Raw genomic sequence first — 26,318 nt, forward strand, 5'->3', positions numbered from 1 at the left:
GGCGGCCATACGTGAAATCACTTGTGCGGTGTATGACAATGATCTGCTCAATTAATTGGCAGTTAGCTATGGCCCGCAGGCTGGGCGTGCGTTTAACCCAGTCATAGTAACCGCTGTGTGAAACACCAAGAACCTCACATAGTATACGGGTCGGAAATTGCGCCTGGTTTGCCTTGATCAATTGGTATACCTTCCCAATCAGTCTTTGTTGTTTGCAAACCAGGCCGTAGCCTTTGCCAATATGTCACGCTCCATCTCCACACGCTTGAGCTTTTTGCGCAATTCTATTAGCTCCTGCCGTTCGTTAGAATTCAAGGGAGCACTACTAGATACCGAGACCGTGGCAGTTACCTGGTTAGACCGGTATTGAACACCCGTTGCACGACACCATGCTTGGATCGAAGTGTAGTGGCAGCCAAATTCCTTGGATAGCTGCTTAGGACATCTGCCTAATGCAACCAATTCCACCATCTGTTGGCGAAACTCCACCGGGTAGGCAGGTTTATAGTTTTGAGTCATCTTTCATCTTCTTTAACGAGAACATAATGTGTCCGTTCAAAGGGGACAACTCCAACTCCACTTTGATGTTTCCCCCGCGCACGTGTAGCCCAAGCCAGGTGAATCGCCCCGGGTTTACAAGAGGAGGTTTCAAACTGACCTGGTCGGTGTGATGGACAAGCATAGAGAGATCAAAGGTATTTATGAGTATGCGGATCGCCATTTACGCGATTGGTTTCCACGACTTCCGAGTTATGTAGCTTATGTTCAGCGCCTGAATCGGGTAGCCGATGTGTTTGCGCCCTTATTAGCACTGATTCAGCAAGAACAAGAAACCAGGAATCCTGGGCAAGTTTGGCTGATCGATTCATTTCCAGTGGCCTTGGCCCAGCAAGGCCATCGATTTAAGGCGTGTGTAGCGAAACAGTTGGCGGATTCAGGCTACGCTCAACCAAGAGGTTGTATTATCATGGTGTTCGGGTTCATATCATAGGGCGCCGCCAACCAGGCTCATTGCCGATCCCTGAGTATATCGGTGTGACCGGCGCCAGTGACCATGATGGCAAGATATTTGATCAGATTTGGCCACAATTGCACAACAATGAGCTGTATGGTGATAAAGCTTATCAACGGCCCGACGCCGAAGACGTCAGACAAGCTCAGAATCTGACCGTCTTGACACCGGCTAAAAAACAAAAATGGCAACCCTATTCTCAAACCATAGGATCAATGGTTGTCTACAGCGGTTTCTCGCGTTCGGCACCCGATTGAAGCCTTATTTGCCTGGATTGAAGAAAAGACAGGTATTGAATGTGCCAGTCAAGTTCGTTCTTATAAGGGGCTTATGGCGCATGTATTTAGAAAGCTGGCTGCGGCTCTGTTTTTCTGGAATTTTTTACGAGTTAGCTCTTAATTTAGATGTAAGCACAACGATATGAAATGGAAAGCAAATTTAGTGCTAATCTTCTACAACCTCAGAAAAAATCTCGGGAAATGATATGAGTCATCACGAAATACATAGATCACATCGTATAGGATGGTTACGCGCTGCCGTTCTCGGTGCAAATGATGGTATCGTTTCAACTGCAAGTCTTGTCATAGGTGTTGCAGCTGCTCATGCCGCGCATACGGACATTCTTCTGACTGGAGTTGCTGGCTTAGTCGCCGGCGCAATGTCTATGGCCGCAGGCGAATATGTATCGGTAAGCTCTCAATCAGACACAGAAAAGGCAGATCTTGAACTTGAGAGAAAGTCATTAAGCGATGATTACGGATTTGAGCTGCAGGAACTTGCAAATATATATGAAAAAAGAGGGCTTGATTCAAATTTGGCAAAACAAGTGGCAGAACAACTAATGACACATGATGCATTAGGAGCGCACGCAAAAGATGAGCTAGGTTTAGCAGAAACTGTTAGAGCCCGTCCCATGCAAGCAGCATTTTTCTCTGCGGGTACATTTACTATTGGCGCTACGTTACCATTATTGATCGCATGGAATGTGTCAAGCACTCAGCTCATACCCGTAGTTGCGGTATCGTCACTCATATTTTTGGCAGCTCTGGGAGGTCTTGCCGCACGTGCAGGGGGCGCGGCGATGTCTATCGGTGTTATCAGAGTTACATTCTGGGGAGCCCTTGCAATGAGTTTAACTGCGGCAGTAGGAAGATTATTTGGTGTAGCTGTATAACAAGAAATTGGGTTTTATGAAACAATTTCTAGTGATGTTGAGTTCACTATTTTTTATTCTTGACCCATATGATAATCAGCCGACCTCACAACTCTTTTAATGCGACTGAACCCTAAACCGTCCAAAAACGACAATCATGGCAATGCCAAGCGCACATACCGCGCTGAGCATCAAATCATCTAAATGCAGGGGAGCCAGATGTAATAACGAAGCCAAGGTTGGAAATTGCACCAATAGCAAAGCCAGTGCAATTGTTGCTCCTACCATGATACGTGACATAAAGTTAGACAGGCCACTCAGAACAAGAGTCAACATGGCGCTTACAAACGAGAGAGTGACTAGGGCCATGGCCCGTGCGTGCTCAACCTCGTGGCCTACACCAAGGCTGCGTACATAGCCATAGATGATCGTTAATGTCATCAGGGCACCGACAATGGCGATCACCCACCACTCCCGCTGATTAAAAAATCGAGGGTGCTGTACTTTTTGAATCGGATCCAAGCGTTCATTTGTTGGCAGCTCCTGGAAAACCAGTAATGCCGTAGGATGAATGATCAGCTCGAGCCAGACAATATGAACAGGTAGATAAAGCAAGGGGTAGCCTGCTAAAGGTATTAGCGCCGCGGTGATAACTAATGGAATGTGGATCATCAATAGGTAGGCAAAGCTCAGTTTCAAGTTGCGAAACAACTGCCTGCCTTCGGCAATCGCGCGAATGATGGTGCGAAAGTTGTCGTCCAGTAGCACAATGGTAGCAACTTCACGTGCGCTGCGGGTGCCGCGCTGACCCATAGCAATGCCAATATCGGCAGCCTGTAAAGCCGGCACATCATTTACGCCGTCTCCGGTGACCGCCACAACTTCACCAGCGGACTGCAGACCCCGCACTAAGCTGAGCTTCTGTGATGGGACGGCACGTGCGATCACATCCACCCTCATCATAGCCGCACCCCCCTGTTGTATCAAGGCGTCCAGTTGATTTGCTTCGATCACTTTAGGGTTGCCTTGACCCAGGCCTATCTCGCGCGCTACCGCCTCTGCGGTGGCAGGATGATCACCAGTGACCATCACAACATGGATATCCCCTTCATAACAGTTTCGGATTGCTTCGGTAACTCCCTCGCGCACTGGATCTTCAAAGGCGAGCAATCCGACAAAACCGAATTCGCGACTCGGCTCTCCACCAACCCAGGCAGAATCGGTGATGCTGCGCTCCGCACAAGCGATCACCTTATGTCCAGCTTTCGCGAGTTCAGCAACCCGGGTTTCCCATTTTATGCGCTCGTTCTCTGCGAAAGAGCACATGGCGAATATGATCTCCGGTGCCCCTTTAGTCGCTGCTGTCAATGTACCATCGGGTTTGCGCCAAATGGCGGTTTCATACTTACGATTCTCTGTAAAGGGAAATGTCATCACCAGAGAGTGATGTGAAAGTACAGTGGGCGCCACGTGAAGAATTGCCAAATCTAAAGGATCATCGGTTTCACTGCGGGAAGCAAAGGCTGCGACCGAAAGCAACTGCTCATCGCTAACATCATTGTTCGGGTAACGGTGGGTCAAGCTCAACTGACCTTCGGTGATGGTGCCGGTCTTGTCCGAACAAATGCAGGATACCCGCCCAATATTTTCTACCACTACCGCGCGTCGCACCAGCGCCCGCCGTTGTGCCAGACGGTATACCCCAACGCCAAGAAAGAAGGTAAAAACAACTGGAAATTCTTCAGGTAGCGCAGCAACTGCCAGCGTAACCGCACTCAGCACCGCATCGACAATGCCGAATCCCTGACGTAGACGCACCCAGGCAAGCGCGAGGCACAGGATTGTGGCCGCAATAAGAAGCATCACAACCAAATTGGCAATGGCAGCTTGTAGCGGAGTGCGCTCGCGACTACCGAGCAATGCGGAGTGTACGATATCACCGTAAATTGTTTCAGCGCCGGTGTACACAATGCGAACGGTGGCAGTCCCGGTGAGTAGCCGGGTTCCAGCATGGATCCAGTGAGCCGTATCGACTGGTACAGGCACAATTGACTGATCCAACTTACCCAACGGCCGCTTACGTACCGGATAGGCTTCGCCAGTTAGTGCGGACTCATCTACCTGGATTAATTCACCACGGATGAGAATGCCATCGGCGGGCACGTTTTGTCCCGCAGATAGCAGCACGAGATCCCCCGGCACCAGTTCCGTCGCGGCAATTTCTGCTGCCTCGCCATCGCGTACCACATTGGCTTGTACGGCAAGTCGGCTCGACAATCCTTCAGTGGAAGCTCGGGTGCGACGGTGCAGGTACAAATCCATCCCAATCAGCGGAACTGCCGCCACAAAAAGTATCGCCGCTTCTACCCTGTCGCCAAGGAAAATAAACAATGTTGCTATGCCAAGCAAAAACCACAGCATAGGATCCTTAGCTGTATCCAACAGCAATGCCCATCGACTCGAGGTGGGGACTTCCACGATATCATTACGCCCGTATTGGTTTAGGCGTGCATCGACTTCCTCCTGAGTTAAACTACGCTCACTATTCAGGATGTCGTCAAGACGTGCGATAGGCACAGCTCGATGCATTGGATAATCTCCATTAATTGACTATGAGGCTGTGAATAAATCTACTATGCGCACCAATCGATGTGTTGGGCGGCACTCGCTTCTCGCCTATCTATTTGATATGTATAGAATCTGCGTTCCGTCTGCCTTGCGCTTGGGGCGCTTGCGACGATTTCTTCACAACCTCTATGTTGATCGCGCTCGCCTCACTGTTCACTACTCGGTCGGTGCATCATGAAACATTTCGAGGAATAAATTTGCACATAAAATTACAATGCCTAGTAGCAAGCAACCTACGCCAATATAAGTAAACATTTCCGTTAAAATATGATTATGCGCAGCACTTCTTCCTATTGACGGAGCAAGAACAAACATTGTGAACCATGACAATGGATATAACTCGCCAAGACCAACTAAAATGGATGAGACTGGTTTCAACTCCCGTTTAAGGGAAGAGAACATTATGAGAAGAACTCATCCAATAGAGAATGCAGAAACTCCTGTTACATGAAAATGAGCTCTTTGGGCATATCTCCATATTTTGTCGTTGCTTTTATCATCATGTACATCTGCATGAGATGCTACTCCATCTGATATATAGGATTTTATGGAATCTTCAGCAACTCCAAAATCAATACCCAAACAAATTCCGAAAATTAAGGTCAACATAACCAAAAACAACCCGATTTTTACTGCTTTCATTTCTTGGTACATATATTTTCCCCATTATGGTTGTACATTTCCAATACCTAACGGCCTCTAGACAGACTAGAAAATCATTGTATTAGTCCGAATATTTTATATTAGGAGTTGTACGCCTAAGCCCTCGGAATTTTTCTGATGTCGGTGGGCGTGAATTTAGGACGAAAAATGACCAAGCCGCCTTTTGCCGGCTTAGTCGCCCCATCAAACCATCGGAAGGCAGATTCCAATATGGGAGAGAGTTTTTAACCGTTGACGTTATAAGCTGAAAACCACCACAAGTACTGATCTGCAGTGATTTCTCACATAAACCTCAACTGTAGCTTCTAGAATTAATCGTTCTCAACCTTGATGAGCTTTCCGTCTTCACCGACCTTAATTTCGATCTTTTTACCGTCTGATTTTTTTACCTTAGCTTCATAGACCGTAATCGATTTACCATGCTTTGTCTCTGTTTCCTTCTCGATTTCCTCTATTTTCCCGTCCCCTGCGTTTTCTGTAATGGTTTTCTGAACTACGGCTGGAACGTTAGCCCATTGTATTTTCTCTTCATTTTTACCTGCAAAACCTGATGTCGCGAATAACATTGTTATCGGTAAAGCAACTATTAGAAGAAGTGTTCTAGTTTTCATCGTTGATCCTTATCTTATTGAGTTTTAAAAATGGAAAATTCCACAAATAAAAGGTTAGCTGTCAAATAAAAAATAGTCGGTGCGGTAGAGCACATAACGAATGATGTCTAGATTAAAGAATTTGCAAGTGGCAGGTAGGATGCTGTGTTGTTGCTAATACTGATAAATAATGCCCATCGTTGCTCAAGAATATCATTTGCCGTAATGATATGGACGTCCACTACCCCTAAACGACAACAAGGCGCCAAAGTAGTGGCGGAGTAAAACCCGCTAAATAGAGAGGAGCGTCCTACATGAAGACTACAACTATAGGTATCCCTGGCGATTATGGGCCTATTCACTGCCACTTGACGAAGTTCCTTGCCCCGGCATAACCGAGATATCCAGTACCAAGGACCCACCACACAATGCCACGATTTCCTTCCCCTACCAATGCTGAAAATCAACCACTTGATTGGTCCGCGCGTAATTCATTGATATTTATCGTTAAAATAATACAAACTTGAGAGCTTCGTGTTTACATGACGGGCAGGGGTGGAGAGAATAATGGCGTGAAGAGAGAAAAAATGAGCGAATTTGTGGAATTTCTTGAAACCTCGAAGTCCGCAAGAACCCGCGTAAACACGCGACAATAGGCGAAAAAAAACCAACCGGATGAAGGGTTGGTTTTTTGTGTTGGTGGTGGGGTGGAAGCCCGCACCAAACCAGTTTATATCAACGCGTTCGGGGCAGTGCGAACTATTGCGGAAAACTACATAAAGCCCTTATTTGACCATTATCTTATCAGAAATTTGCTCGTTTTATTTGGCGAGTTTTGAGTAACTGCGAACTCCGGCTCAATTGCGATTTTCAGAATTGAACTGATCCTGCAGCTTACTCATCACTTCGATCATCTATATAAGTCTACGATCTAATCGAATCATCTCATTCTGAACCCGTCTTTTTCAGCTCTCTTTATGATTGAGCTGACCTTTCCCTCTGGGCGTCTTTCGCCTGAAAGGCAAAAAGTACCCAAATCCAGCATTCTTTGCTGCCGATCAGCACAACTTTATTGAATCTCTGATTACTTTCCGGGATGGTTGACACCCTATCGGATTTTCTGTACTTTTATTCTCTATGAAAAAGCACGTTTATTTTTCCTGTACTCGCAAAGCCCCGTCAACCTCATCGGGAAGTCGGTAAGAGCAGCGCTTCTCAACGTCTACCACGAATACATGGGCGTCGAGCTATTCGAGTTCGACTGGAAAGGCCAACCGAGGAACCAGTGCTACGCGAAACATACAAGGAGTATAACGCCATGAGCAACATAGATACCGCACTGAGAATCGTCGATAAGTTCCAAGCAACTACGCCTCAAGAAGGAGTGGCATGGATCTTGGACCGCGATCAGACACTCAACCGGCTCCGAGCTATCTTGAGACAACCAGAGCTCATCCATCAGCGCGCGTTGAATGCATGTGGACCTGCCGTCTTCTTTCGAACGTGGTTTTCGCGCGATCCAGTAGCTGCGGCAAACTTCTCGTGCACGCTCCTCCGTGACGGTTCCGCTCAAATAGGCTCCCTTACTGTTAACGCTGGATGGAAACTCCTGGGTCAGAACTACTCGAAGCTACGCTCGTACACCGACGGCCTCAAGCCAGGCTCAACACCAGAGACTGCTGACTGGATGTTACTCTCTGCCCTCCGTCAATCGGAGAATTTATGGTGGGACTACGCTGGAGAGCCGAACACAGCCGCTGATTATGCAGCTGGAATCACACTTCCTGGAACAGTCACAGGATGGCTTAACGCGACTAATGTTTATTCAAACGTGAATGACGGCACCTCCCTAGTTCTTCCAAGTGACAAGAGCGTACTCCTGAACCTCCAGACGCCACCTCATTTAGACGTTATCCTGCTCGTAGATTCGAGCGTAACCTCGCTCTATTTGACACCGATTGCCGACATACCTGATCGCGGGTGGGTACCCATCCCGAACCATTACATCGCAATGCTCTCACCAATTACCTTGCAACCCGAGGACTCGAGGTGGCTCCACATTGACATCTGGACCTGGGGATCTAACCGATCCGGATGGCAGGGGTCTGAAAAGCTATTAAACAACTATTTTGGTGCCATTGTGGCGACCGTTAAAGGTTGAACACTATCGATACCGGCCTGAAGCTGAAATTCCTGCTCCTCTCAGCTTTCTCAAGAGGGATCCCATGACTCAATGACACCCTCACGAAACTTCACACTTGACGGAGCGGGCTAAGAAATGCAATATTTTATGAATTATAAATTTTAAACGATTATGAGAAATATTTTTTGAGTAGACTCTACCTATCGTTGATCGGCTCATCCATCATTCTCATATCTTCATGCCCGGAGGTGAAAGCTATCATCTGAAAACTAAATTGAATAAGTATAGTTAAGCGCAGGAAAGTGGCTCAATTTTTATTGCATCACAAAATCAGACTGCCGGGAGGTGTTAAATGTCTGATTCAATCAAGACAGTACTCGTTAGTTCTGGTGTATTACAGCATACTATCCTATCGACAGAGATTGACCTTATGCTCTCTGCTCTTGAGATTGATGATGGTCCAATTAACCAAGGCGATGGTATTTCAATCGGTAAGGTTAAGCTCAAGCCGGACTGGGGCAATAGCCCGATTCCAGGCTTCGATTTTTCCCTTCAGGCGCCAACTGGCATTGTAAAAGCAGCGCCATTCAAACTTAAGCTCGATCCATCTATTACCCCAACATCCTTTCAATTCTGGCTGCAATTGGCCGATCAGGAACAGGCGCTGTTCATCTTCAAGTTTGTCAAGAGTGTGCCCGGAATGACACTGACCGGTGCTGCACGCATAGTCGCAGCAGATGGCACGATTACGCTCGACACCCTGCCGCTAGACGATCCGAAACATTCACCATACCTTGTCAGTCGAGCTTCGGAACCGGGGGCGGCTCTCGGGCCTGCTTTGCTAATTTCGGGATCTGCGGTGGAGCCGGCGAACATGCGGTTTACAGCTGATACGGACTCTACTAAGGGAGTGATAGTACTTGGACTCGAACCACGGACAGTGGTATTCGGTAACTCCAAAATTGGTTTTGACTGTCCGGCTGTTATTATTGATGATAGTGAGGATGCCAAAGGCCCAGGCAATGGCGCTCCAGCGCTAGATCCGCCCTTGCCGTCGATTAGTGCCGATACACCAAGTTGGTGCGGCATTCTGGCACGCGAGCTTGATTTCTATTTACCAGCAGATGTGCCGCTTTTCGGAGGACAGCCAATCAAAGGCTATTTTGCCATTCCACGAGGCGAAGGCAGCGCTCAACTAGTGATCGAAACTAAGGTACCGACACGGCCCGCAATCCAAGGGCGACCCGAAAGACCGGGTTATTCTATCCGTATAGAATGCCTTGATTCTGCGGCGAATGGTCTGTCAGGTCTGGTGCCAACATTGATTTCGGTCAGCATGGAACTGCCTCTTGATGGAGCCAAGGCGGGCTTTATTGATACTGACAGGGCTGATCACGAAGTTACCTTTGCAGCCGGCAAACCCGTGCGAGTGACAGCAACCTTAGCCCGTGATCCGATCAATGACGCTAACAAGTTCAAGATCACTATCGGAGTCTCATCTCAAGGCCAGAATGGCATTGTCTCGGTTACCTCGAACACCATGGGCGGGGCCAAGATCTTCAATACTGCCGCTGCGCTCGCAACGGCGCTGATTGCAGATAAGGGTGTTGAGCGCAAGGCTAATGTAGGTGATACCAAGGGTGTGGTCCTCTATGCTCTTCTGGCTGCCGGCACAGCATTGTCATCACTGTTCACTAATGACAGCCGCTTTGTACTGCATGGCGTCGAGATCGAGTCAACTGGACATGGTTCTCCCGTTGGTGGCGCGATCGCACTGACGCTGGACTATTCCGTCGCAGTGCGAGTAAAGCAGATCAGCGTCGGCGTTCTTTCGGTCTCAATGAATCCTAATCAACCCATGCGCATTCGGGTGCGTAGGGTGCGCATGAGCGTTAATCTGGACAAGAGCGGCCTCAATATGATTGGGCTCGATTTTGATCACGCCGACATGGAAATCGAGAATCCAGGCGCCTGGAACGTCGAGGGCCTAGAGTCGTTGTTTGATGTCCTGGGCAGCCGGTCAGGTCGCGGCTCGTCATGGCTTGAGGTCGATCTACGGTTCAAGCTCAATCTGGGACCAATCAAAGTGGCCGGCGCAACGATTCGTGCCACGCTCAACGACGATGGATCTATTGATGCATCCATCCGGGGTCTGGAAGCAGATCTGACTATTCCGGCAGCGATCGAAGGTTCTGGGTCTCTGCAACTGCTCAAAAACGGCTTTGCCGCCAACCTGCGAGCTGATCTATTACCGCTCAATGTGGCAGCCGATGCAGGGGTAATTTATGAACCACCAATGATCGTGTTGCGGCTCGGGGTTGATCTGCCGGCGGCGATACCGCTAGCAAATTCAGGTTTCGGACTTTTCGGCATCGGCGGCTTGCTAGGGTTCTCGGCCGTGCCGAGGTACTCGGATAATGCAGAGACTGATCCGGTGCTGCGGCAGTTACAATGGCAGCCCGATAGCGTGAATAGCTTTCAAGTAGCACAGAGTCAATCAACTTTCGGGCTGGATGCTGTCGTGGGCACCTTTCCCGATTTGGGCTTCTCGTTCTCAGCCAAGGCCGGATTGCTGATCTCAGTCCCGGATATCGTAGTGCGCGGTGCACTCAACGGGCGGGTGCTCCAGCCGGCTATTAAGATTATCGATAAAAGTTATCCGCCAACCGAAGGTTTGAGTTTCCTGGGCTTTATTGGCATCGACTCTGAGGCGCTCAGCTTTGGTGTCATTGGTAACGTCAATCTCAAACCTCTGCTAGAAATTAAAATACCACTTGTCGGGCATTTCCCGTTCAGAAAGAATACCGACGATTGGTATATCTACTTAGGAGCAGATGGTGCGCCCGTTGAGGGTGAAGGTCGTCAAATAGGACCAATTTCAGCGCGTGTGCTTCCTGATATTTTGAATGTTGGCGCCGATGCCTATCTGATGATGCGCGGCCGAGGTATCACAAGCTGGCCGCATGGCCGTTCCCTTTCTAAACCACCATTGACCATATCGGATGGGTTTGTCGTTGCCTTCGGTTTCGGCCTACAGAGTACGTTCGGTGTACCGCCGATTGCTTGGGCTGAACTCTACGCCAGCCTTGACCTCATGATAGGCTCTAAACCTCCGACGCTTGCCGGATTCGGACGCGCAGGCGGTAGCCTGAATCTTGGGCCGTTTTCGCTTGGTGTGCAGGCGGCAGTTAATTTCATGGCGAGAGAGATTAGGCAATACTTCTGGGCCGAGGTAATCGGGCGCATTGAGCTGCTTTTCTTTGACATCGAAGGCAAAGTAACTATTTCGTTTGGTTCGGAACCGCCGCTCACACTTCCGGATCCCGATATACATCCGCTCGACCATCTAGATGCTAACAATCACCGCGACGGGTCACTCGGTGCGCTTACTGATGATAGTTATCGGATTCTCGCACGTTTGGTCGAAAATCCCGCTCAGATCACTTCCGAAATGTGGGTTTGGCCTGATGCGATCGTTTCATTGCCTTTCAGCATTGCACCGGAAATTGCGGATACTGCTACTGCCCAATTCCCAGGCCTAAAATCGGGAGCAACGCCTCCGCCTGCGAGAATTGGTAATGAGATGTTGTTTTACAAATGGCGCCTAGATCGGTTAATGTTGGTTGATGTTACAGACGAAGCAGACCCTTTGACTGGGCCTGGTGTGAAACCGCCGGGGCAGCTTGCTTCAGGTTGGCAGGTACCTCGCGGTACTAGTGGCAGTGACGTCACTGAATTGCTGTTATTCTCGGACAGTAGAGATCTTTGGGTGAATAGACTAGCCGATGGTGGAGAAGGAATGCCTTCTACACCGCTGAAGAAAGCGACCGAAATTTGTCACCGATCTGTCGACGCTGAAATGGGCTGGGCAATAGGGTTTCTTGCTAATCGGGAGAGAGCCGGTTTCTATCTGCCTCCCGAGAAAGTCAGTCAAAACCCGCTCGTCAGCCGAGTCGAAGCGCATATGCATCATTTTGGCTTATCAGTGAGAGGGAATGCGCAATCACTCGATCAAGTTTTTACCGTACCGCAACCTTTTTCACTCGATACAGCCCAGTTGATCGCCTGGCCACAGCCAGAAGAAATCAAGCATGAATTTGTCGGCCATATCGTTGCGTCCAACCTCAGTTGGTTGCCTGGGAAGAGTATTGGTGAGTTCCTAGAGGTTAATTTTGTTTTTGCCGGCCAGCAAATCAGGCTTGATCTGACTGATCCAATAGTAGATGGTCTGTTGGTGCTGATTGCTGATCGCAAGCTATTCGGAATTCGGGAGAACTTCGTAGGGTTGCGTGTCTTTGATAATACAGGTGCAGAATGGCACAATCCTGATCTTCAGGATGTGCCGACGGGTGAGACGGCAGGGCTTTATCATGCGCCAACTAACAATCCGGTTCGTCAGCTCATTATCAATTATCCAGTTGGCTACCAGCTTGGCATTGTCGGATTGGGTGGAATAACGGTGAGCGCGCGCGACGCAGCGGCGGCGGAGAATAAGGCGATTGCCGATGAGGTTGCACGGTTAGCCGATGCAGCGATGGCTGGACCGAAGACCGACCCAACAACCAATGTACCGCATCAGCGAGCCATACTTGCCCCCGGGCGATTGTACCGACTTGATATCGATATGGTCTGGTCAGGCGAAATCTCGAAACAGGATGAATACGGGCAGTTGGTTTCTGTTAAGAAGCTTAACTATGACGAACCGGGGACCAACCTCTACAAACCTAAGGGATCTAACGATCAAATATCTACCCGGCGCCAGCTGTTTTTTAAGACCACGCCCAAACCACAAGCACAGACTCTAATAAAGTACGGTCATGAGGACTATGTGGGCTGGTTATGCAGAAGACAGGATGTGTTTCAACCCGAAATGATCGAGCGGTATCTGGCCGGTTACGACCCTGCACAGAGTGAGGAATCTCGATTTTGCGATGATCCGCTACGCGCTCATTTCTTTCAAGACCATCTGGCGGCACTTGCTAAGGCCTATGGTTTTGAAATCAAGGTCGCCATACGGCGGGTAGATCGGCCTGGTTCGGCCTATAAATTGCCTTTGCTACTAGTACCAGAATGGTCCTTTGCGATAGATCCAACTTACCTGTACAAGACTGACCAGATACGCTACGGGTATGCGCTGGCTTCTACATGTAAAATGCCGACGCCGGGAGCAACGGCAACAATAAATCAAGCGCTAGAACCGGAGGCGTGGTACGAAATCTATGTTTTGGCAGAATCTGAAAATCACACCTTTGCTGATGGCCGATTGCCAGGCGTGACTTTTAAAACTTCTCGCTGGCGCACTCCATCAGGCTTATTTGCAGGCCTTGGCTTCTCTACCGACGACGAACCGGCTAAGGTGATAAAGGGGGATCTTGCGATAAAACCACCGGCTACAGTTGGTGCGGCGGTGATAGAAGGCGACGATCAAGCTTATCAGAATGCATTACGGTTCCTCGGCATGGACACTTGGCCGATTGCTGAGTCGCCAAGGCTGAGCCGCATGTGGGTGTCTAATGGCAATAATGGCTGGCTCTTTGCGGGATTGATGATCGAGTCGCCCGAGCCGATCCACCGCCCTGGCCGTATGGAACTCGCAGGGCTCACGCTTGAAATGAGTAATGCCGGTGCCCCTATCAGCTTCGATATTCGTCGCCGCGACAGATCCGGCTCGCGCCTTATCTATTTGACTACAAACCCAGTCCCGCTGGTCACTGACGAGTTCAGCGGCTCGCCTCGGCTTGTACTTAAGGCCAAGAGCATACTTAACGAGGTCAGCACAAACATCAATGGCCTGCTCACCATTCCGGTTGCACCTGATTTCTCGGAGGATCCATGATGAACTCATTTTTTGCACCACCAGAGATCTTTTCCGCATATGCTTTTGCAGTGGACGGGAGTGATCCAGATCTTCTTGAGGGCACGCATCTGCGACTTTTCGCAGGTCTTGGCGCAAGTTTCCCACTAACTCCATTTGCAGTCTTTAAGCTTGCTAGTTCGTTTTCAGAGCAACCGATGTTCCACATTACGGATCGTAACGGGCAACCAGTAGAAGGTTTAGACCTCACGCAAATCGGCATTGGTGAGGTTACTCTGATTCCGAATAATAGCGATAAAGAACGAATTGTACGGATTGAACTTCGTGATTGGGAAAACCGGCTTGAGGGCGTGATGCTGCTGGATCAGCATAATCGTACTATTGCACAGAGGAATATGCCGCGTTGGCTATTTTCCGCACCTCTAATGCATAAGCTGAGAGTATGGGGTAGAGCCTCTAATCTCGGCATTAGCACCAAGTCCATCAATATCAATGACATTTTAGGTGAAAGATCAGAATTTACAGCGATCCTCGGATTACCGATTCAGGATCAACACCTCTGGTATGTTGGAGTGCAGGATCGCAATGACGGACTAAAGCGTGTCATACGTGGCGCTCCTATGCGTCTTAACCCGATGGATAGACCAGAGGGACCGTTCGATTCGATTACTCCGGACGATGAATTGCGGAGGGTCGAGGCTATGCTCAAGTCAGCGCGACTCGGAGGAGGTCTAGAAAATCTGCTATCCAAGCTTGTCAATGATGATCAAATCGTTCCTTGGAAACAGATAGAGAAGGCTGAAATGCTGGCCCCTGACGGCAAAAAGCAATACGCAGATGTACCACGCCTCGGAACATTACAAATGGCCTCGATCGACCCTGGCCTCGCACGCTTCTTTGGCTTTGCTGATTGTATAGGAGACATACCTGATTTAGATAGCGAAGGCGGTTGGGATACGCTAGCTATGGTTGGTTTATTTGCTCTTGAACCAAAAGATTTTGAACGCCGAGGACTTGATTTGACTCATCTGCTGGGCAGACCAACACCTGAGACGGAGCGATTAATTACTATGCTTACCGAAAGCCTAGAAAGATTTAGCGGTCGGGATATACGTGGTGAAATTGAAAGAATCATAGCTTTCATTCACAAGCAGGGTCTCATTGCTGCTCCTTTTGTTACCGTAGTTTCTCCAGTTCCTCCCTGGCTGCCGCCATCTCTGCCCAAACCACAGATTTTTCAGCAGCGTTGGCAAACTACGGCAGATAATTTGCCAAGCTCGCTTTATCGTGCTAGCTTCGCTTTTCCGCGTGCGTCGCTTGCTTCAATGGTTGCGATAGCAGCTAATTTTGGCGGCAAATGGATATCTCGCCATGACACTGTGGACTTTAGCGATTTTGAGCCGCTGACTCGAGCGAAACCACGCATCCTCGGTCATGAACAGACATATAATCCTCGCTTTCATGAGCCTAGTCAAACTTCAGGAACTTTCGAATCCGCCGGGCTTCTGTTCGATCAGGATATTCCTTTTGAAGACGGATCGGTCTCCTACCTCGTACGAGCTTCAGATTTTTTCGGGCGTTTTGGGGACCCGATCGACTTTGCGATCGAACCTCCCCCTCGTCCGAAACCACCACCGCCGATCTTACGGTTTCATATTGAGCGGTCAGTCATCGATCTTGCCTCATTTGGTGATTTGTCACCCGGCGTATTGAAGCTGACTGTCGCAGTGCCACAACCAATGCCGGCAGAACCTTTTACTAAAGACGAGGAAAAACGTCTTGGCTCGGCTATTGTAGTGCCCCGCATTAACGACCTTGCCGCTGGCTCCCTACCGTTGGTTTCTCTGAAGCTCAGGCTTGGAGATCAAGATAAAACGGTGGACTTGTCTATTCCCGGATTTTTCGATCGGGAATTTTCTCTGCCTAGCCTTAAACCGCAGGAAAAAAAGGCCTGGATATTAACAGGCACATTCATCAATACAGCTGGCGATGAGTCCGAATCTGCCAGTTTGCCGGTGGAAGTGACCGACGTCCGCCCACCGCAAGTATACCCAACGGGCATCGGTCTGTTTTGGACGAGTCCTCCCGGTCCCTCCCCCGAGGTCGAACTCAGATTGTCCTGGTCGGCGAAGCCTGACTCGCAGCATCGCGTTTATCTCACCGACCAACAAGGCCTTGGACTTACCGCTGCCGATATTGCGGAGCCGCTGCAAGCGGCGGCTCCCTCGCGAGGGCGTATTGCAGCGGCCGGCTGCCGTAAGGTGCTTGATCATGGTCGTGTCGATCGTAAAGCTTTTCGCCTCCTGACAGAACCACCGATTAAAGCAGGGCCTGATAGACAAGCTGTTTTAGCGACCAGGCTGCCGCGCAGCCTATCGACAGTACAGTTTTTGCGCATTGTACCGCTCGGCCCTGACGGCGCCGAACCGTTGTTTGATAACTGCGGCATCGTGCCAATTGCAGTACCAGACAGCCGCCGTCCACCAGCGCCGCGGCTTGATGGTGAGATTGACTCTGCGAAAGGTACTGCGCAGTTACGGGTGATAGCCGATGGCTTTGATCGTGTTGCTTTGGAACGTGATGAACCGGGATTATTCAGTGGAGACGCTCATGGTAGTGAGCCGCCGCGATTTCAAATCCGCCGCGCCGTAGGTGCAATTGCCGATCCCATCTATGCGCGTTCTATTGGACGAGGTTCACTCACTTTGCAAAGCGCTGAGGCTTCGGCGCTTATATTCTCGGCAACACTTACGGATGACAATGCAGGGCGTGGTCTTGAGCCTTTCGTACGCTACATATATTGGGCCGAGATTCAATTGCCGCCAGAACGCCGATTGCCCGCCGGTATCAATCCTTTGTTACCTCCGGGCGGAGTCATTGTTGTTGACCCGATTAATGCCGAAGACCATCCACGGCCGATGAGTCTGTCGTCGGCACCACGCGTACTAATGCACATACCACCCAGTGCTCCCGCCGCACCCTTACCGGAAGCAGTTACGTTGACTCGGAGATCAGCAGATCCCGCTGGGAGAGTGCAGATGACTATTAAAATCACCAATCCGCCGCGTGCTCATGTGAAGGCAATTGGCCTTTATCGGCTTGCCGTCTGGTCGCAATGGCTTGGACAGGAAATTGAGCCGATCACCAGCGCCAACGGAGTGCCGCTGAACGGGACTTGGCCAAACCTCTCAACTGGAGTCATCACAGTCACCGTAGAACCATCATCTCCAACAATCGATCTAAGTAGCCCGATTACATTGCGGCTAGCTTTTGTCGATCCGATGGGCAGGCTCAGCGCGATCACGCCCTTAGTTGTTCATCCCTCTTTGATCGCCGGGGGAATTCTGTGGAAAAAAGAGGATAGTCGGATTTCCCTTTGGAAAGTGGATGAACAGGGCAACCAAGTCAGTTTTAAAGAATACGGTCCTTTCCCTCCTGAATGGGTGGCGCTGAGCTACGATGATGGCAGGATTCTGTGGAAAAAAGATGATAATCGGATTTCCCTTTGGACAGTGGACGAACAGGGCAACCAAGTCAGTGTCAAAGAGCACGGGCCTTTTCCTGGATGGGTGCCGTTGAACTACGCTGATGGCAGGATTTTGTGGAAAAGTAATAATAATCGGATTTCTCTTTGGACAGTGGATGAACAGGGCAACCAGGTCAGTTTCAAAGAGCATGGGCCTATCCCTGGATGGGTGCCGTTGAACTACGCTGATGGCAGGATTTTGTGGAAAAGTAATGATAATCGGATTTCTCTTTGGACAGTGGATGAACAGGGCAACCAGGTCAGTTTCAAAGAGCATGGGCCTATCCCTGGATGGGTGCCGTTGAACTACGCTGATGGCAGGATTTTGTGGAAAAGTAATGATAATCGGATTTCTCTTTGGACAGTGGATGAACAGGGCAACCAGGTCAGTTTCAAAGAGCATGGGCCTATCCCTGGATGGGTGCCGTTGAACTACGCTGATGGCAGAATTCTTTGGAAAAGGCTTGATACCCTAGTTTCCTTTTGGACAGTGGACGAACAGGGCAACCAAGTCAGTGCCAAAGAGCACGGGCCTATCCCTGACTGGGTGCCGTTGAACTACGCTGATGGCAGAATTCTGTGGAAGAAAGATGATAATCGGATTTCTCTTTGGAATGTAGACGAACAGGGCAACCGAGTCAGTTTCAAAGAACATGGGCCTTTTCCTGGTTGGGTACCGCTGAACTATGCTGATGGCAGAATTCTATGGAAAAGTAATGGTAATCGGATTTCCCTTTGGAAAGTGGATGAACAGGGCAATCAAGTCAGTTTCAAAGAGCATGGGTTTATCCCTGGCTGGGTACCATTGAACTACGCTGACGGCAGGATTTTATGGAAAAGGTTTGATAATCGGATTTCCCTATGGACAGTGGACGAACAGGGTAATCGAGTTAGTGTCAAAGAGCACGGGCCTATCCATGGCTGGGAGCCGTTGAACTACGCTGATGGCAGGATTTTGTGGAGAAGTAATGATAATCGAATTTCCCTATGGACAGTGGATGAACAGGGTAATCGAGTTAGTTTCAAAGAACATGGACCTATCCATGGCTGGGAGCCGTTGAACTACGCTGATGGCAGGATTTTGTGGAGAAGTAATGATAATCGAATTTCCCTATGGACAGTGGATGAACAAGGCAATCAAGTCAGTTTCAAAGAACATGGGCCTTTCCCTGGCTGGGTGCCGCTGAACTACGATAAGGGCGAGATTTTCTAGATCGGATAAATTTTTATAGGTTTGAATTTAATCTCATATTTTTTAACCTAAATTCCTTAGAAGCTGTTTGGAAACTCCTGCTCTAGGTTAATCGCTTCAACATAATACGAATCATGGCGATGTAAATCCAAGTTTCGTCTGTGCATGTGAGGCGCTTGTAGCTTTTGTTAAGCCTGCGTAAATGATTCAACCAGCCGAAAGTGCGCTCGACCACCCAGCGTCGGGGTAGCAAACACAAATTTCCTGGTTTTCGTGGGACGTAACACTACTGCTAGACAGAATTTAAATTGTGCTGCAACCCACTCCACAAGGCGGCCACTGTAGCCACCATCTATCCAAATCTTCTTCAACTTCTTACAGCTACCCGGCAAATGACGCAACAGTAGGCGAGCAGCATCACGGTCCTGCACGCTGGCAACAGTTACTACCACCGTCAATACTAAACCCAATGTATCCACCAGAATGTGGCGTTTACGGCCATTGACTTTCTTGCCAGCGTCAAAACCACATTGCCCGGAAACTGCTGTACATTTGACACTTTGACTGTCCAAGCAGCCTGCCGTCGGGTGTTTGTGGCGTCCACATTTTTCTCGCAACCATGAACGCAATAAATGATGAATACGCTTCCATGTTCCATTACGTGACCAGCAGCGGAAATAGTAGTAAACCGCACTCCAAGCAGGAAACTTACAGGGTAATTGCCGCCATTGACAGCCCGTTTTTAGAACATACGAGATTGCATTTATCACTCGTCGCAGGCTTAACTTTCTAGGTCTTCCCACCACCGATACCGGCAGGTGAGGTTTCAAGTAATGCCACGCTCCAGCACTCAGATCACTTGGATAACTGTCAACAGCAATTGAAATCTGACCCACTTATCATGTAAAAACGGCAATCTAAATTTGACCCATCCTGATGCTTGTCATTGTTTAACTTGTTCCACAGTGGGGACTATCCCTGCTGATTTCTTTCCTTTTAACCGGTAGCTGTTACCACTGATTTGCACGATATGCGCATAATGCAGCAATCTGTCCAATAATGCTGCGGTTAAGGTTTGATCATCAGCAAAAGCAGTTGACCATTGCGAGAATGGCAGGTTGCTGGTAACTATTACACTGCCTTGTTCGTAGCGCTTGGCAATGACGTTGAAGAACAGGTTTGCTTCCTTCCTGTCAAACGGGAGGTAGCCTATTTCGTCAATAACTAATAGCTTAGGGGATAGCACACTGCGTTTGAGATACGTATCCAGCCGCCCTTGCTTTTTGGCAGAGGCCAACTGCAGCATTAAATCGGCTGCGGTGATAAAACGGACTTTTATACCGCGCATGATGGCACTGTAGGCCAGCGCAATGGCCAGATGACTTTTACCTACGCCACTTGGGCCGAGCAGTACAATGTTGTAACTCATGTGTGTAAAGAAGAATAACATCTCACCATGGTGCAACACATTTGACTTTACTTTAAATCGTTTGCACTGTACCGGTGACGTGCTAGCTACTTCCGTACATAAGCAAAATTAATGTATTGCTACTATAACCCGTTTTTGTCGCTCCTTTGACAAATGTTGTGCAATCGAAAATATCTATGAAAAAAATTGCAGCTTTCCATTTCGTCTCAATGACGTCGGTACAAACGACGGTAGTCTACTCGTGCTTCGCTTTACAGAGAAAATAAACTTTTTTTCATAATAAAATAAATCCAATGGGGCTTCAAGCATAATGACAAATATGTGATAAACAAATTGCAGAGAACCAATAAACTGTCCGGAGTTGTAGCAAATAATCTGACCGGTTTTATCTGGAACCAAAGGAGGATTTCAGATGAGGAGAACGTAATGGCTACAGGAGACCAGGAAAATGAGATTTAAAGAAGCGTATGAAGAAGGGGAAGTGTTACGCAAGGGGGAAGCGGCATTGTTGTTGGGGAGCCATTTCACCGCTATAAAAATAATATGACGAGGGCGGAGTGGATGTATTGATTAACAATCGGACAGCAATGTATGTATGTTTTGAAGCGGACAGTACAGGAGCAAGACCATGAATAGTGGAATGAAGAGAGGGAACCAGTTCAATTCATCTGTTATAGATTTAATTGTTGACTGGGCGGAAGTGGAGAAAACTGTTCTGGTCCTCGCTGCCACAGCGGAGCCTCAGGGCATTGCCGTACTCGAACGGTTGGTAATGGGTATTACTGACCCGCTTCGCCGGCTCGACTCGCTCTTGGCGCTCTCACGGCGAGCTGTTACTGGTGATGATCATGCTACTCATGAGCTGAGATTGACACTTGCGTCAATCATCGAGCTAGCACCTCCTGCCTGTGGTCTGTTCGAACGATTCGCCGGGGATGATTGGCCGATGCAAATCAACACACGGTACAATTGTCAAGGTGAGTATCATTTTGCTGCCAATAACCGAGCTGAAGGCGAATACTTCAATGATGAGCCCATAGTGCTCAACCAAACAGGGCTCGTAGAGTTGATGCTGTCAATTATGCAAATCTATATGTCAGAACCTCCTCGGGCTCGTGCCGAGGCATTTGACGCAGTTCTAATTCTGCTTGCTGCTGCAGGGATATTCACTAATTTGGCTCAAGCATACCGCATCGGGGGACAAAGGGCGCTAATACGCGAACTCGAATTAGTGGGTGCTCGTGGTCTGCTCAAAGGCATGAGTAGTGTTGGCATGTCGTCGATTCCTTCCAAATTGAATAAACTAGGCATTGGCAATTACCCTAAAAGCTTGTTTGGTGGAAATTTAATGCCCGAAATGCCTGAAATGCCCAATCTGCCGGGAACAAAGCCGATTGAAGAGATGCTTGAAAAGATTATTGCTAAAACTAAAGAACGAAAGCAGTGGGATCCCGATATGCTGGATCTTGTTTTTCCATGGTGGCAAGGAGATCCGATTCAATATATTCCTGCTGGTTGGAGAAGATTCTTGGCGTGCCAGCTTGAAGCATCGCGTCTGATCTCTGCAATGACTGCGATTCCTCCTCCGGTGCGACCAGTTCGTGTTACCTGGACCGAAGGGATAACTTCAATGTGGTTTTCTGGTTACTGCTCTGGTGACAAATTAGTTATCAATGGCCAAGGTTTTGCTGAGATCCGTGAGACAGTCGTTTTGCTGTTACCTTTTGCTGATGGTTGCCATCCATTTGACGTGCCGGCTGCCGATTGGACAGATACGACAATAACAATTACGCTACCAGCAGGGATCGTTTCAGGTCCGGTAGGCTTTGCTGACGCAAGCTATGTCGCAGCTTATGCAGCGTGGTTCGCTGAGCAAAACCGAATTGCTGAAGAGATCCGAAAACTACCTTGTTATCCAATTGTCGGGAAGTTTGAGCTCGCAAAGCCCTTTAGGGAATGTCCACCTGATATTGGCATCAACCACCTCCGTGCGGGGGCACCTATCATCAATTCTTTTACAGTGAATGGGGAAGTGTTTAGTGTTGTCGAGCCCGGAACCCCGGTTGTGCTGGCGTGGACCATCCGTAATGCGGAGCAAGTTAAGCTATCTCTCATAACAAACCAGGGACCAAAATTTGCTGGTTCTTCAACTCTCATTGATCCGAATGGTAGCTCTTATGACTTAGGATCATTTCATGGTGACAAGCCTCTGAACGCAATCTATGAGTTAAGTGTTACTGGCCCCTGCGGTACTGTCACCTCTAGAGTAGAAGTGAGGTTGCGCAAGGTGCCAGAGCTAAAAATAATTGGTGCTGAAATTACCCAGGCCATCCAAACTTTCAGAGACCCGAATGTGCCTTCCAACTCTATCCCACTCGTCGCACTCAAGGATACGATTGTTCGTGTCTATGTCGCTGTTGAAAATCTTGGCGGCTTTAAGCTTGAGGGTTTTTTTCCGGATGAAGTAAAGATCAGCGGCTCGGTGGAAATTATGGGCCAGTTGTTACCTCCACTGGGAGAAGCTAGAGCGCTTCCTTCAGCGAGGATAGAAAGGTGGCAGACGGATAATACACTTAATTTTCTAATACCGGCGGCCTTAGCAACTGGCAGCAAGAGGATACGAATCAAGGCTTGGTCAGTGGATGAAATCGAAACACCACCTGTGGGCGTTAAAACCAGGCCGGTAACTTACACTTTCTCTCATCACATCAACTGGATTGATAAAGTTCCTTTTAAGGTTCGTTATGTCCGAATTAGCGATCGCTCAGGCTCAGAGCTAAGCGATCAACAAGCTCGAGAGGTGATTTTACGTGCGTTTGATTTATTGGCCACACCGCCTACTGATATTGCCCCTGCGCGCGTCCCCACATGGCACACATCGCTCGATCTGAGTACAAAAGATGGGATCTCAGATCTGCTAGGACATATTGATGATCAGCATGATTGCTCCCTTTCTGAAGTAATCTTTTCTGATGCAATCTTTCCGTGGGGTTGGGAGGACGAATGCCCTGACAGTGACGGCGCTGTCTGGGTGGGTATCACGCCTAGAAGTGAGTGGGGTGGCATGGCGCAGGGTTTTAGACCATTTGATGAGAGCCGCAACACAGCGATCGTTCCACCTGAACAGGTTGTTGCTGCACATGAGATGGGGCATACACTGAAACTTAACCATGTTAACTCAAACTTCAACTGTACTGGCACACCTGAAGGGGATTATGATGTTCTTCCGAATGATGGCAGAATTCAACCTGGCGACGCTTTTAATCCTCGGAGCGGTCGTGTGATAGATAACAGTACAATTCTATACGACTTTATGACCTATTCTTGTTATCGATGGGTATCACGCACGAATTGGTTACGCGTGTTTGACAAATTCTAATCGTGGGAGAGACAAAATGGCGAGAACGTTTTTACGATTTGTTGGCAAGCTTTGGGAAAATGGTGAATTTGAACCGGGGATAGGCTGGGAGACCGAAAGGATTAGACGTCGCCCAAACCCTGATCCTTACCATCAGCTCCAGATTATAGATAAAATGGGAAATGTACTAGCCGCGGGTAGTGTCGAATTACGTACGCCATTATGTCGTTCCAGAGGAACCGATGGAATGATTGGAGCAAAAGTAGTTGGCTATGTTGCTCTTCACCCGGAAGGATATGCGGTTGTGTTTAGATGTGGTGAGCGTATTTTGTACCGAGTCGAACTTAAACCTGAAAGACCTGCCATCACGCGAATTACTGTGAAAGTGGATGAGGATTACCGTATTCATGCCAATTGGGAGGCTGAGCATAGCCAACCACTTTGGTTTAATCTCATTTTCATTGATAGTGATCGACGGGCTATTTCTATCGGGCATGAATTATCAGAGAAACAATTGGTTATCGAGACTAACCACCTTCCAGGTGGTCCTAATTGCACATTAGCTATTTTAGCTACTGATGGAGTGCGATCTACCACGATGCTTAGCGATCCATTCAGCCTTCCTGAAAAACCACCGCAGCTATTGATAATTACTCCAGGAGGCGGTGAGGTACTGAATCCTGATCAGCCAATCTCTCTGCTTGGAAATGCGCACGATCTTGCGGGAAGAACATTATCAGACGAACACCTTATTTGGATGGTGGATGGAGAGGTATTTGCCCAGGGAAAGCGCCTTGTACCACTAGGTCCGCTTGTACCTGGCCCGCATCGGATCAAATTGGCATATCAGCCACCAAATAGCGATATTACTGTACAGACAGAGGTTACCGTCAATGTGTCTAACCGCTCACCAGAACAGGAAGAGTGGCTCAAAATTTCGAGATCCTTCTTCGATATCGGCAAGCATAATGTTGAAGGGTCGACAAATGACCAAAATCATGTAGACCTAGAATTAGATTGTGAGCGAAAGTGAAATTTAGACGTTATGGAGAGTGTTGAGGTAATGGAATGGACGCCCACTATCCTAAACGTCATCGCAGTGCCAAGGAAGTGATGCAGTAACCACTAGCCAAGAGAATAAGAATCCAATATAAAGAGATTACAATGATGGGTGAATCAACCTGGTAAAGAAAGTATTTCATTCAACAAATATTTGTTGAATGAAACGAAGGATTGTTGAAACGGTATCTCGATCAATAGAAATTTGATATTGCTGCGTAGTCTAGCTCTTCCTTATGCCTCAAGCTAAAGTTCGTGGACATGTAGGCTAAGATAAAACATCCTTCATTTCGCTTTACCTATATGCAAGTATATGTAACCATAGCGGCCATGGAGAGTGAACAAACAAAATCAGATCGACTATCAACGGCTGAGGTTGCTCGTATGGCTGGAGTGCATAAAGACACACTTTTGCGGTGGCTTAAGGCGGGGCATGTACCTGAACCTAGGCGTGATCGGCATGGGTGGCGGCATTTTACAGAATCAGAGGCTAATGCCGTTATCGATTTTGCTAACGCATCTGGTGAAATAATAAATGATCAGCAAATGTCATTTCTAGCTAAAAAGCAGACGCCCTACTTAGGTAAGCTGACTACTATTGATTGGGATTTTGCTGGCGCAAAAACAAGTTACCTTACACATGGGCTGCACCCATATCCAGCAAAATTTATTCCTCAGATACCAAATGCACTAATTCAAGAGTTGTCTGGGGTTGGGGATATGGTGGGTGACATTTTTTGTGGTAGTGGTACCACTCTTGTTGAGGCAATCACTTTGAAACGTCATGCTGTGGGTATTGATGCCAATCCACTTGCGTGCATGATTTCAAGAGCTAAGACAAGCGTAATATCCGAGGCGGATGCATCAGATTTGCTCGCCGTTGTGCAGCGTGCAAGATCATTGAGCGATCTAATAATTTCCAGTGAGGAAGGTAGCCTTTTCCCAAAAGAGCAATTTTGTTCTAAGCAGTGGCGACCTCAATTTGAAAAACTTGATTTCTGGTTTGACGCGCATGTCATTGAGGAACTTGCGGAGGTACTTTCATGGTGCCGTGATGTAGAAAGCTTATCCGCTAGAACCCTTGCGCTTACCGCTTTCTCCGCGATTGTGGTCGCTGTATCAAAACAAGATTCAGATACTCGATACGTGCGACGCGAAAAAGGCATTGCGCCCGGCGAAATACTCCGGCGTTTTGCAAGATCACTCGAACAAGCAACTCGTGCTGCAGTAGAGTATTCAGAGTTGATTGAGCCGAGATTTATGTGCCAAGTAGTGGAAGGTAATCTCTTGACCCCTCCAGATATTCCTCAGCTTGATCTAATGGTCTGTTCTCCCCCCTATCCCAATGCATACAGCTATCACTTATATCACATGACACGAATGATTTGGCTTGGGATGGATCAACCACTGTTCAAGAAGCAAGAAATTGGAAGCCACCGCAAATACAGCAGCAACAGCAAAAACGGAGCTACTGTCGAAACATTCAAGGCAGAATTTTCCTCGATTCTAGCATGGCTCAGTTCACAACTTAAGGCCGGTGGCTATGCTTGTTTTGTTGTGGGCGACTCGACTTTGAAAGGGCAAAGAATTAACAACGCTGATTTGATTAGCGATGTGGGACAAGCAGTGGGTTTTCAGGAAGTGATGCGAATTGACCGGACAATGCAATCATCCAAAAAATCGTTTAATCCCGCAATTGGCAAGATCAAGACTGAGAATATTTTGATTCTTCAAAATGCGCAGTAGTTAA

15 protein-coding genes and 2 pseudogenes are annotated in these 26,318 nt (G+C 48.4%); 10 read left to right on the plus strand and 7 right to left on the minus strand.

Annotation, left to right across the window (positions count from 1 at the left end; translation table 11 throughout):
* Positions 1–181 (minus strand): annotated as a pseudogene (locus BLW34_RS16495) (IS3 family transposase); the annotation flags it as partial.
* Positions 182–198: 17 nt separating this feature from the next.
* Positions 199–519, minus strand: coding sequence for a hypothetical protein (locus tag BLW34_RS10655; RefSeq protein ID WP_090579276.1), 321 nt, complete (start codon positions 517–519; stop codon positions 199–201).
* Positions 520–670: 151 nt separating this feature from the next.
* Between BLW34_RS10655 and BLW34_RS16500 the strand changes: the two genes are divergently transcribed.
* The 3 genes from BLW34_RS16500 to BLW34_RS10665 all read left to right on the plus strand — a co-directional run bounded on the left by BLW34_RS16500 (position 671) and on the right by BLW34_RS10665 (position 2,186).
* On the plus strand, positions 671–991 hold the full coding sequence (locus tag BLW34_RS16500) for a hypothetical protein (protein WP_218138839.1): 321 nt from the start codon (positions 671–673) through the stop codon (positions 989–991).
* 20 nt (positions 992–1,011) lie between these two features.
* Positions 1,012–1,269, plus strand: coding sequence for a hypothetical protein (locus tag BLW34_RS16505; RefSeq protein ID WP_218138840.1), 258 nt, complete (start codon positions 1,012–1,014; stop codon positions 1,267–1,269).
* A 227-nt stretch (positions 1,270–1,496) separates the two neighbouring features.
* The gene (locus tag BLW34_RS10665; RefSeq protein ID WP_090579279.1) at positions 1,497–2,186 is read left to right on the plus strand and encodes a VIT1/CCC1 transporter family protein; all 690 of its coding nucleotides are present in this window, start codon (positions 1,497–1,499) and stop codon (positions 2,184–2,186) included.
* A gap of 96 nt (positions 2,187–2,282) precedes the next feature.
* Here BLW34_RS10665 and BLW34_RS10670 read toward each other — a convergent pair whose 3' ends face one another.
* The 3 genes from BLW34_RS10670 to BLW34_RS10680 form a co-directional block, all read right to left on the minus strand.
* Positions 2,283–4,754, minus strand: a complete 2,472-nt coding sequence (locus tag BLW34_RS10670) for a cation-translocating P-type ATPase (RefSeq protein WP_090579282.1) — start codon at positions 4,752–4,754, stop codon at positions 2,283–2,285.
* A 453-nt stretch (positions 4,755–5,207) separates the two neighbouring features.
* Complete coding sequence (locus BLW34_RS10675) at positions 5,208–5,447, minus strand: hypothetical protein (protein ID WP_090579285.1); 240 nt, start codon at positions 5,445–5,447, stop codon at positions 5,208–5,210.
* Between the two features lie 320 nt (positions 5,448–5,767).
* Complete coding sequence (locus BLW34_RS10680; RefSeq protein WP_090579288.1) at positions 5,768–6,067, minus strand: PepSY domain-containing protein; 300 nt, start codon at positions 6,065–6,067, stop codon at positions 5,768–5,770.
* A 1,297-nt stretch (positions 6,068–7,364) separates the two neighbouring features.
* On the opposite strand from BLW34_RS10680, the gene BLW34_RS10685 reads away from it, so the two are divergent.
* From BLW34_RS10685 to BLW34_RS10695, 4 genes are all read left to right on the plus strand, one after another.
* On the plus strand, positions 7,365–8,207 hold the full coding sequence (locus BLW34_RS10685; protein ID WP_090579291.1) for a hypothetical protein: 843 nt from the start codon (positions 7,365–7,367) through the stop codon (positions 8,205–8,207).
* A 184-nt stretch (positions 8,208–8,391) separates the two neighbouring features.
* Positions 8,392–8,481, plus strand: a complete 90-nt coding sequence (locus BLW34_RS17425) for an ATP-binding protein (protein ID WP_371263933.1) — start codon at positions 8,392–8,394, stop codon at positions 8,479–8,481.
* Positions 8,482–8,541: 60 nt separating this feature from the next.
* Complete coding sequence (locus BLW34_RS10690; RefSeq protein ID WP_090579294.1) at positions 8,542–14,025, plus strand: hypothetical protein; 5,484 nt, start codon at positions 8,542–8,544, stop codon at positions 14,023–14,025.
* Positions 14,022–18,743, plus strand: a complete 4,722-nt coding sequence (locus tag BLW34_RS10695; RefSeq protein WP_143037909.1) for a WD40 repeat domain-containing protein — start codon at positions 14,022–14,024, stop codon at positions 18,741–18,743. The genes BLW34_RS10690 and BLW34_RS10695 overlap by 4 nt, the downstream gene beginning before the upstream one ends.
* A gap of 82 nt (positions 18,744–18,825) precedes the next feature.
* Here the strand turns inward: BLW34_RS10695 and BLW34_RS10700 are convergent.
* Positions 18,826–19,609, minus strand: a protein-coding gene (locus BLW34_RS10700; RefSeq protein ID WP_256203750.1) for an IS5 family transposase whose coding sequence is annotated in 2 segments (ribosomal slippage) — positions 18,826–18,975 and positions 18,977–19,609 — 783 coding nt in all. Because the reading frame shifts where the segments join, the coding sequence is not laid out codon by codon here.
* A 56-nt stretch (positions 19,610–19,665) separates the two neighbouring features.
* Positions 19,666–20,160: pseudogene (gene istB, locus BLW34_RS10705) on the minus strand (IS21-like element helper ATPase IstB); the annotation flags it as partial.
* 619 nt (positions 20,161–20,779) lie between these two features.
* Here istB and BLW34_RS10710 point away from each other — a divergent pair.
* From BLW34_RS10710 to BLW34_RS10720, 3 genes are all read left to right on the plus strand, one after another.
* On the plus strand, positions 20,780–23,530 hold the full coding sequence (locus BLW34_RS10710; RefSeq protein ID WP_090579299.1) for a hypothetical protein: 2,751 nt from the start codon (positions 20,780–20,782) through the stop codon (positions 23,528–23,530).
* A 16-nt stretch (positions 23,531–23,546) separates the two neighbouring features.
* Positions 23,547–24,542, plus strand: coding sequence for a hypothetical protein (locus BLW34_RS10715; RefSeq protein WP_090579302.1), 996 nt, complete (start codon positions 23,547–23,549; stop codon positions 24,540–24,542).
* Positions 24,543–24,871: 329 nt separating this feature from the next.
* Positions 24,872–26,314 (plus strand): DNA methyltransferase, encoded by a 1,443-nt coding sequence (locus tag BLW34_RS10720; RefSeq protein WP_090579306.1) that lies wholly within the window; start codon positions 24,872–24,874, stop codon positions 26,312–26,314.
* Positions 26,315–26,318: the final 4 nt, after the last annotated feature.

It is taken from the genome of Nitrosomonas sp. Nm58 (assembly GCF_900107335.1).
GTDB lineage: Bacteria > Pseudomonadota > Gammaproteobacteria > Burkholderiales > Nitrosomonadaceae > Nitrosomonas.